The sequence below is a fragment of the Virgibacillus sp. MSJ-26 genome, from assembly GCF_018918075.1.
Classification (GTDB): Bacteria; Bacillota; Bacilli; order Bacillales; family Amphibacillaceae; genus MSJ-26.
In genome coordinates this window covers 58,434-66,979 of record NZ_JAHLPW010000018.1, presented here as the reverse complement: position 1 = coordinate 66,979, position 8,546 = coordinate 58,434, and the positions used below count along the sequence as shown (strand labels likewise).

Sequence of the window (8,546 nt, the reverse complement as noted above, 5' to 3'; positions counted from 1 at the left end):
ATTCGTGATCCCTGAGGCTTCGGTCGGGCTTTCTTTCACTTCTCACTATACCTTATAAAAAGAAAATAGTGGGTAATGTCATCCGTCGATGACATTACCCACTAATCTTAGTATGTTTTATATGTCCAAAACACGAGCCTCTTTTTAAAAGGTTTATTCAAATTCTTTCTTAAATTCAATTACTTAGGATAAACTAGAGATACAAAGAGAGAGTATGGAAGAGAGGGATGATTGTGAAAGAAATATATAGTGATGTGCTCCAATTCCGTGGTAATCATTATGAGTTTGGAAGGAAGCAAGGTTTATTGCTTAAAGATTCATTTATCTTGACTAATAGAAAAAAACAATGGAAAGTAAGACGTCCACGTTTTACAATAGATGTAGAAGATACAAAAGAAGTTTTTACGCGCTTTGCACCGCAAATATGGGATGAATTTCTTGGAATACAAGATGCTTTAGAATGGGAAATGATTAACGTGCTGCAGGAATTTGGTGGCTATCGTCTTGAATATAAAAAAAGCGGATGTTCTATTTATACAGGGTCTGACTATATGATTCGTAATTATGATTATCACCCGAAAACGTATGAAGGACGATACACGATTTTTCAACCGACAGATCAAGGGTATGCAGTGTCAGGGCCGTCCCAAAGAATTACCGGACGTATGGATGGTATGAACGAGAAAGGTCTCGCCATGGGTTATAACTTTATGCATAGACGTAAACCTGGTGATGGATTTATTTGTAATATGATTGGGCGAATTATTTTGGAAACATGCGCTACCGTAGAGGATGCAATTAATCTATTGAAAGAAATACCACACCGGCATTCATTCAGTTACACGATTTTAGATCAGAATGAAAAAACCTATATTGTAGAGGCGTCTCCACGTAAAGTAAAAGTAAGAAATTCTAATATGTGTACTAATCATTTTGAATTATTATTAGATGAAAACCGTTACCATCTTGACGATTCCAAGCAACGTATGGAAGCGATGAAAACTCAGGAAAAGACGGTCACGGATGCCTATCAAGCATTTAGAATGCTTAATGATCCCGAGAATAACGTGTTCTCAAAACAATATAAAAACTGGTCAGGGACCATTCATACTGCTGCGTATTTTCCAAAAGATAAAAAAGCGTGGTTTGCTTTAGGAGGGAATCGGGAGCCTTATATTATTGATTTTGAAAGTTGGCTTCAAGGTGCAGATATAAGCACCAAACGGATATTAGGTGAAGTGGATACTGATTTGCCGTTCATTCATATGGAAGAAAATGTTCGCTGAAGTAATAAAAGATGTTTAAAAACTGCTAAATTAGGAAAGGTAAAAAGGATGAATCTTTTAATTTTAAATAGGATAGTATATATTAATTAGACAAGCTGAATATCAATTAATTATTGTTATTCTTATTCCAACTCTTCCTGTCAAGTTGGAAAATTAACGAAAGATTATGGAGGTTGCTCTCATGAAGTTATTCCAGGTCAGAAAAGGGCAGTTTGTTTTTTATAAAAATGAACTTCACAAAGTATATTCAGTCAAGCCGATGTTTAGAAACTCAGTCCATTTATATCGCTTAAAAGATATGAAACAAATACTTACTCAGGCTAGTGAAATATCCCTGTATAAACCCCAAAACAATGATACATTTATTTTTTACGGCAAAAGATATACAATTGATCAATCGAAAGTTCCGGAATCCGGTGACTATATATTAATAATCAAGCCAGCTCCAGACTTTTTAGATCATTACTCATTAAATGAAATTGAAAAAGTTCATTTCGTGGAAAATGGTAATGTGGTTACTACTCGAGATAATGGTGTTAAACATCATGAGTATGTTGTCATGGTGCCTGGTCGTAGCGAAGCAAGTCAAGAGATCGCTTATTATGATAAAGACTTGGTTCCTGAAGAACAACGTCTTGAGGATGAATCAATTTCATATCTCGCTGAGAATGATGATTCATTAAAACCACATATCGGGGATATTTATATTGATGTACAAAATAACATAAAATCAATGGTTGTGGCTATGACCGAAGATGAAGTTGTTTTTGGACATGGCGTTCGTGTCCACGTGGCTGAATTACTTGATGAAAACAATTTTGCTCTCGTTTATCAAGTTGGTGAAGAAATATAAAAGTTGATAATAAAATTTTCGTAAGTATAAATCTGAACAAGCTCGAATTTTGTTGTGAAAAACTCGAGTTATTGTTCGGATTTTTTAATTGCTAAGAAAACCATAACATTAAAACACCTGTGGATAGCTCTATATTGAAATTGGCCACGTCCAGCTTCAGCACCCAGCAACTATCAAGCATTGAATACCTTCCTACGATAAGTCGAGCTCGAATCACTCCGCTCTTCGGTTCTCCTTTATCTCGTTAGGTCTTCTCCAGCTTGTACGTTCCTAACCGGCCGCCTCGCGCTTTTGTTCTTCACTTTTACATGAATAAAAAGAATTTATCTAAATACTATAGAATTATGGGTGGTTTAACTGTTACTTTTAATAGGTGTTTATGTATTTAAAAAATATATTTTATTTTAAACTATTGAAAATATTTGAAAGCTATTTTATACTTATGTCACAGATATGAAATAGCATTTCACAGAATGAAATAGGAGGGCGTGGATGAGGAAAGTCTCAGATAAAGTGAAAAACTTACCGCCGTATTTATTCGCGAAATTAAATGAGCGGAAAAAGGAACTGACTGAGCAAGGTGTGGATGTTATTGATTTGGGTATTGGCGCACCTGATTTACCTACACCGGATTTTGTGATTAATGAACTGATTCGGACAGTACAAAAACCAGAAAATCATCGTTATCCCGCTTATGATGGAAATGCCGATTATAAAGAAGCGGTAGCTCACTTTTATAAACAACATTACAATGTGGACTTAAATCCTGAAACAGAAATTCTTGCTTTAATTGGATCAAAAGAAGGTATTGCACATTTAATGCAGGCTATGCTTAATCCTGGTGACCGTGTTCTACTTCCTAATCCTGGTTATCCAGTTTATCAAACTGCCGTACAAATGGCAGGAGCTGAAGTAGAGAAATTTTCACTCACAGAAGATTACCATTTTACCCCTCAGTTCGATCAGATGAATGCTATCACGGACGAGGTAAAATTAATGCTTCTGAATTATCCTGGTAATCCTACATCTGCCACTGTTAATTTAAATACCTTTTTGAAAGCGGTTACTTTTGCGAAAAAACATAATTTAATAATTGCTCATGATGCAGCTTATGATTTAGTGACATTTGATAATTACAAATCACCAAGTATTTTACAAGCGCCAAATGCAAAAGATTATGCGATTGAATTTGGATCTTTATCAAAAAGTTTTAATATGACAGGATGGCGCATAGGATACGTTGTCGGAAATGAAAAAGTGATCAACTCTCTCGCAACATTAAAAAGTAACATTGACACAGGTCAATTTACACCTATTCAAAAAGCAGCAATTAAGGCATTAACAAGTGATTTATCGTCCGTGAAGAAAAATAATGACATTCTTCAAGATAGGATGGAAACGATGCACCAAGGATTAATGGATATGGGCATAAAATCAGGAAAGCCACGCGGAAGTATTTTCATATGGGCAAAGGTACCGAAAGGTTTAACGTCGTCGGAATTTGCTGAAAGGTTACTTGATGAGGCAGGCATCATTGTTACGCCAGGAAATGCTTTCGGAAGTGCTGGTGAAGGATATTTCAGAGTAGCTATTACTGTAGCGAAAGAGCGTATTGAAGAAGTGATTACACGCATGAAAAAGTTGGATTTTCAGGAGGTATATATAAAAGAATGACAGTTAAATTGAACAGTCCAGCAGTAAAGACGATGACTGGAGCTCAGGCAATCGTTGAATGTATGAAGAAAGAAGCGATTGACAAAGTGTTCTGTGTTCCTGGTGAGAGTTATTTACCAGTGTTAGATGCCCTTCATGATGAGGCAGCTATAGACGTGATTACAACAAGGCATGAAGGTGGCGCAGCATTTATGGCAGAAGGCTATGCCAAGGCGTCCTTGAAACCAGGGGTAGTTTTAGCAACCCGGGGAGTCGGTGCAACAAACCTATCCATAGGTGTACATACAGCCTATCAAGATTCCACCCCAATGGTTGTTTTCTTAGGGCAAGTTCATAGTAAATTTAGAGGGAGAGAAGGCTTTCAAGAGGTGGACCTCGAACACTATTTTCAATCGATTGCCAAATGGTCTGTTGAGGTTCGTGATGTAGACCGAATGCCAGAGATTGTACAACGTGCTTTTCGGACAGCAAAATCGGGGCGCCCTGGACCTGTTATTGTATCGCTACCTGAAGATGTATTACCAGTCGAAGCGGAGATGCACTTTGGAGCTGTCACTCCTCCACCTAAACCGGTTCCGTCTAAACTAGAGATTAATCAAGTGAGAGACCTATTAGAGAGTGCTAATCGTCCGTTGGTAATTGCGGGGGGAGGTATTAAGTCTGCACAAGCTGAAGAAGCATTGGTAAACTTTGCTGAAAAATATCAATTACCAGTTATTGCGGCTTTTAGGAGACAAGATATTTTTCCAAATAATCACGAACTATATGCAGGTCATCTTGGACTTGGAACACATAAAAACATACTAGAGACGGTCGAGGAATCCGATGTAATTTTGGCATTAGCAACAAGACTTTCCGAAGTCACAACCCAGGATTATTCAATTATTACCGATGATAAAAAACTCATTCACTTGGATATTGATTATGACACCATTGGAAAAGTTTACGCGCCTGACATTGGGCTGATTGCTGATGCAAAAGAGGGTATTCAAGCCTTAACAAAGATTGAAGTCGATTCAGAGGCTTGGCAAAAGTGGGCCTTGTCAAGGCATGAGGCGTACCTTCAAGCAAGTAAACTAGAAGTGAGCGACGATGACGTCATCAATAAAAAAATTATCGCTACCATGCTTGAAGAATTACCTGAAGACGCTTTGCTTACGAACGATGCAGGGAATTTTGCTGGGTGGCTCCATTCCTTTTACTCATTTAACAAAAAACATACATATGTTGGGCCAACATCTGGTGCGATGGGATATGGAATGCCGGCAGCGCTTGGAGCACAACTTGCTTTTCCTGATAAAACAGTAGTCGCTCTTGCAGGTGACGGTGGATTTATGATGACTGTCCAGGAAATGGAGACAGCAGTACGTCATCATATACCTATTATTGTACTTGTTTTTAATAACAATATGTATGGTACGATCCGAATGCATCAAGAAATGCATTATCCAGAAAAGGTAATGGCTACAGATTTAGGTCATGTCAATTTTGCAGAACTAGCACAGAGTGTTGGTGCTCAAGGAATACAAGTGAAAACAAGTGAAGAGTTTGATACAGCTTTTGAAGAAGCTCTTAATAAAAATGAGCCAACAGTCATAGAAATCATCACAGGGAAAGAAGAAATCTCAGTATCATCAACAATTGATCAAATCAGAAACAAACATTGATAGATTAAAAGCTAGATTATTATTTAAATACTTTTAGGAGGTATAAATCATGGCAGAAGCTTTAATGGATGTAAAAAAACTATCAAACTATATCGGTGGAAAGTGGGTTGAATATCAAGGAGAAGTAACACAAGTCAAAAACCCTGCAAATGGTGAAGTTATAACTGAAGTTCCGTTATCCAGTGCTGAAACAGTCAATGAAGCAGTAGAAACAGCGAAAAGAGCACAGAAAGAGTGGGCATTAACACCAGCTCCTCAACGAGCTGAAGTTCTTTATGAAGTTGGTAATTTAATGAAAGAAAGAAAAGAGAGATTATCTCAACTACTCACTTTAGAAAATGGAAAGGTCATTGAAGAAGCACGTGGTGAAGTCCAAGAAGGCATTGACATGGCCTTTTATATGGCAGGTGAAGGACGCAGATTATTTGGCCAAACAACACCAGCTGAACTTAACAATAAATTTGCAATGAGTGTGCGTGCACCAATTGGAGTTGTCGGTATTATAACACCGTGGAATTTCCCGATTGCAATTGCAACGTGGAAATCATTTCCGGCAATTGTCGCAGGTAACGCGGTCGTGTGGAAACCAGCTACAGAAACGCCAATTATGGCTTATGAATTAGCAAAAATTTTCGAAGAGGCAGGACTACCTAAGGGTGTGATTAACGTTGTCTTTGGTTCAGGGTCAACAGTCGGTGATGCGATGGTGCATCATGACGATTTACGTGTTATTTCTTTCACTGGTTCTAATGATACTGGTCGTAATATTGCAGCAGAATGTGGTCGCCAACTGAAAAAAGTATCACTTGAAATGGGTGGGAAAAATGCTGTCATCGTCATGGATGATGCAGATCTTGATTTAGCTGTTGAAGGTATAATCTGGAGTGCATTCGGTACAAGTGGCCAGCGTTGTACAGCATGTAGTCGTGTAATTGTCCATGAGGATGTGAAAGAGACATTAGAAGAACGTCTGCTGGTTGAAATGGAAAAACTTACTATTGGTGATGGATTAGATGAGTCAAATAAAGTTGGCCCGATTATCAACGAAGCCGGTATGGAAAAAATCAAGAAATACATTGAAATCGGGAAAGAAGAAGGAGCTAAGTTGCTCGCGGGTGGAAAGGAATTGACTGACGCTGGGTTAGGGAATGGCTATTACTTTGCACCCACACTATTCACTGATGCTACGTCAGATATGCGTATTGCTCAGGAAGAAATTTTTGGTCCAGTTGTGTCACTTATTCCAGTGGAAAACTTTGAAGAAGCCATTGAAGTGAATAATGGTGTCACTTATGGTCTTTCAAGTTCGATTTTCACTAGAGATGTTCAGCGTGTATTTCAAGCGCAACGTGATTTAGATACAGGTATTGTTTATGTTAATGCGGGTACAACAGGCGCTGAAATCCATCTCCCATTCGGTGGAACGAAAGGTACTGGAAATGGACACCGTGATTCAGGAGTGCAAGCCCTTGATGTCTTTACTGAATGGAAAGCAGTTTATGTGGATTATAGTGGTAAATTGCAGCGAGCACAAATAGACGTAGAGTAATCGAAAAAACTTAAGCAGAAAATAGACTAAACTATAACGAAATGAATTAGGAGGCGAGCGGATGAAAATAGGTGTATTAGGATCTGGATTAATGGGGAAGGAAGCGGCACGAGATTTAGTTGCTAGTGAAGGTGTGACGAAGGTAGGGCTAGCCGATATTAATTTTGAAAGAGCAAGTGAAATTCGAGATCAATTGAATTCCCCAAAACTCACGGCATACCAAGTGAACGCTGCAGATGAAGAAGAACTAGCCGATTATATGAGAGAATTTGATGTGATTATTAATGCATTGTTTTATTCTTTCAATGAAATTGTCGCAAAAACAGCTATTAAAGTTGGCGTAAATTCAATTGACTTGGGTGGTCATATTGGGCATGTCACGGATAAAGTATTAGACATGAAGGATGATGCCGAAAAAGCTGGCGTGACGTTAATTCCAGACCTTGGAGTTGCCCCTGGGATGATTAATATATTATCAGGCCATGGTGCTGGTAAGCTTGATCAAGCCAAATCAATCAGATTATTTGTAGGAGGTATACCAGTCAGGCCTGAAGCACCACTGGAATATAACCATGTGTTTTCTATGGAGGGATTGTTTGATCACTACACAGACCGAGCACTTATTATTCGTAATGGGAATAAACAAGAGGTACCAGCGCTGTCTGAAGTAGAACAGGTTCACTTTGAGAAATTTGGTCCACTTGAAGCTTTTCATACATCTGGTGGGACATCAACCTTATCCCATTCCTATCCTAATTTAGAGACCTTGGAGTACAAAACAATTCGTTATCCAGGTCATGCTGAGAAGTTTAAGTTACTAGTTGATTTAAATTTAACAAGGGAAGATTACAGTGTTGATGTCAATGGTCAAAAAATAAATCCACGCGAAGTTTTTTTAAAAGTCCTTGACCCGATTGTCGAGCTTGGTGAGAAAGATGATGCTGTGCTGCTCCGTGTCGTTGTTTCAGGAGTTAAAGATGGCGAGCCTACGTCTTTTGAGTATGAAATGACGACTTTTAAAGACCGGGAAAATCAAGTTACAGCCATGGCACGAGCTACTGCTAACACGATTTCAACAGTCGCTCAAATGATTGCAAATGGTACTATTTCGAAAAAAGGTGTTTACCCACCAGAACAAATTGTACCAGGCGATGTTTATATCGAGGAAATGGGTAAACGAGATGTCTATATTTCTGAAATTGAAAAGAAAAAAATAAATCAAGTGGGAGTTTGAAATTTTAACAGCGGTAATATAACTCAGTCATTATCCCTCTGCAGAGCTTGTAGAGGGATAATCTATTAAAATCGCAACTACTTTCTGTATATATTTTTAAGGTTATTATCATAGTTATTATATGTGCAGTAACTATGCATAGGATTTTTTGCCGTCTCTGATGATGGATAAGTGCTAGACCAACGCTACGGAAATAAACACTACGCTTTTCGCGGGCGCTGCTGAGCCTCCTCGAGCTATCGCTCTTGCGGGGTCTCATCTAGGCTTTTGGGACTGTGCTAAA

6 protein-coding genes are annotated in these 8,546 nt (G+C 38.4%); all 6 read left to right on the top strand.

Features of this window, described 5'->3' with window-relative positions; genetic code table 11:
• The first annotated feature begins 233 nt into the window (after positions 1 to 233).
• The 6 genes from KQI49_RS15295 to KQI49_RS15270 all read left to right on the top strand — a co-directional run bounded on the left by KQI49_RS15295 (position 234) and on the right by KQI49_RS15270 (position 8,263).
• Complete coding sequence (locus tag KQI49_RS15295) at positions 234 to 1,286, top strand: C45 family autoproteolytic acyltransferase/hydrolase (RefSeq protein ID WP_216490378.1); 1,053 nt, start codon at positions 234 to 236, stop codon at positions 1,284 to 1,286.
• Positions 1,287 to 1,467: 181 nt separating this feature from the next.
• Positions 1,468 to 2,139 (top strand): hypothetical protein, encoded by a 672-nt coding sequence (locus KQI49_RS15290; protein ID WP_216490377.1) that lies wholly within the window; start codon positions 1,468 to 1,470, stop codon positions 2,137 to 2,139.
• Between the two features lie 492 nt (positions 2,140 to 2,631).
• Entirely contained in the window at positions 2,632 to 3,813 is a 1,182-nt protein-coding gene (locus tag KQI49_RS15285) for an LL-diaminopimelate aminotransferase (RefSeq protein ID WP_216490376.1), read from the top strand.
• Positions 3,810 to 5,480 (top strand): thiamine pyrophosphate-dependent enzyme, encoded by a 1,671-nt coding sequence (locus tag KQI49_RS15280; protein WP_216490375.1) that lies wholly within the window; start codon positions 3,810 to 3,812, stop codon positions 5,478 to 5,480. The genes KQI49_RS15285 and KQI49_RS15280 overlap by 4 nt, the downstream gene beginning before the upstream one ends.
• A 49-nt stretch (positions 5,481 to 5,529) precedes the next feature.
• A complete protein-coding gene (locus KQI49_RS15275; RefSeq protein ID WP_216490374.1) occupies positions 5,530 to 7,029 on the top strand; it encodes an aldehyde dehydrogenase family protein in 1,500 nt (499 codons plus the stop codon).
• A 61-nt stretch (positions 7,030 to 7,090) separates the two neighbouring features.
• The gene (locus KQI49_RS15270; RefSeq protein ID WP_216490373.1) at positions 7,091 to 8,263 is read left to right on the top strand and encodes a saccharopine dehydrogenase family protein; all 1,173 of its coding nucleotides are present in this window, start codon (positions 7,091 to 7,093) and stop codon (positions 8,261 to 8,263) included.
• Positions 8,264 to 8,546 lie beyond the last annotated feature (283 nt).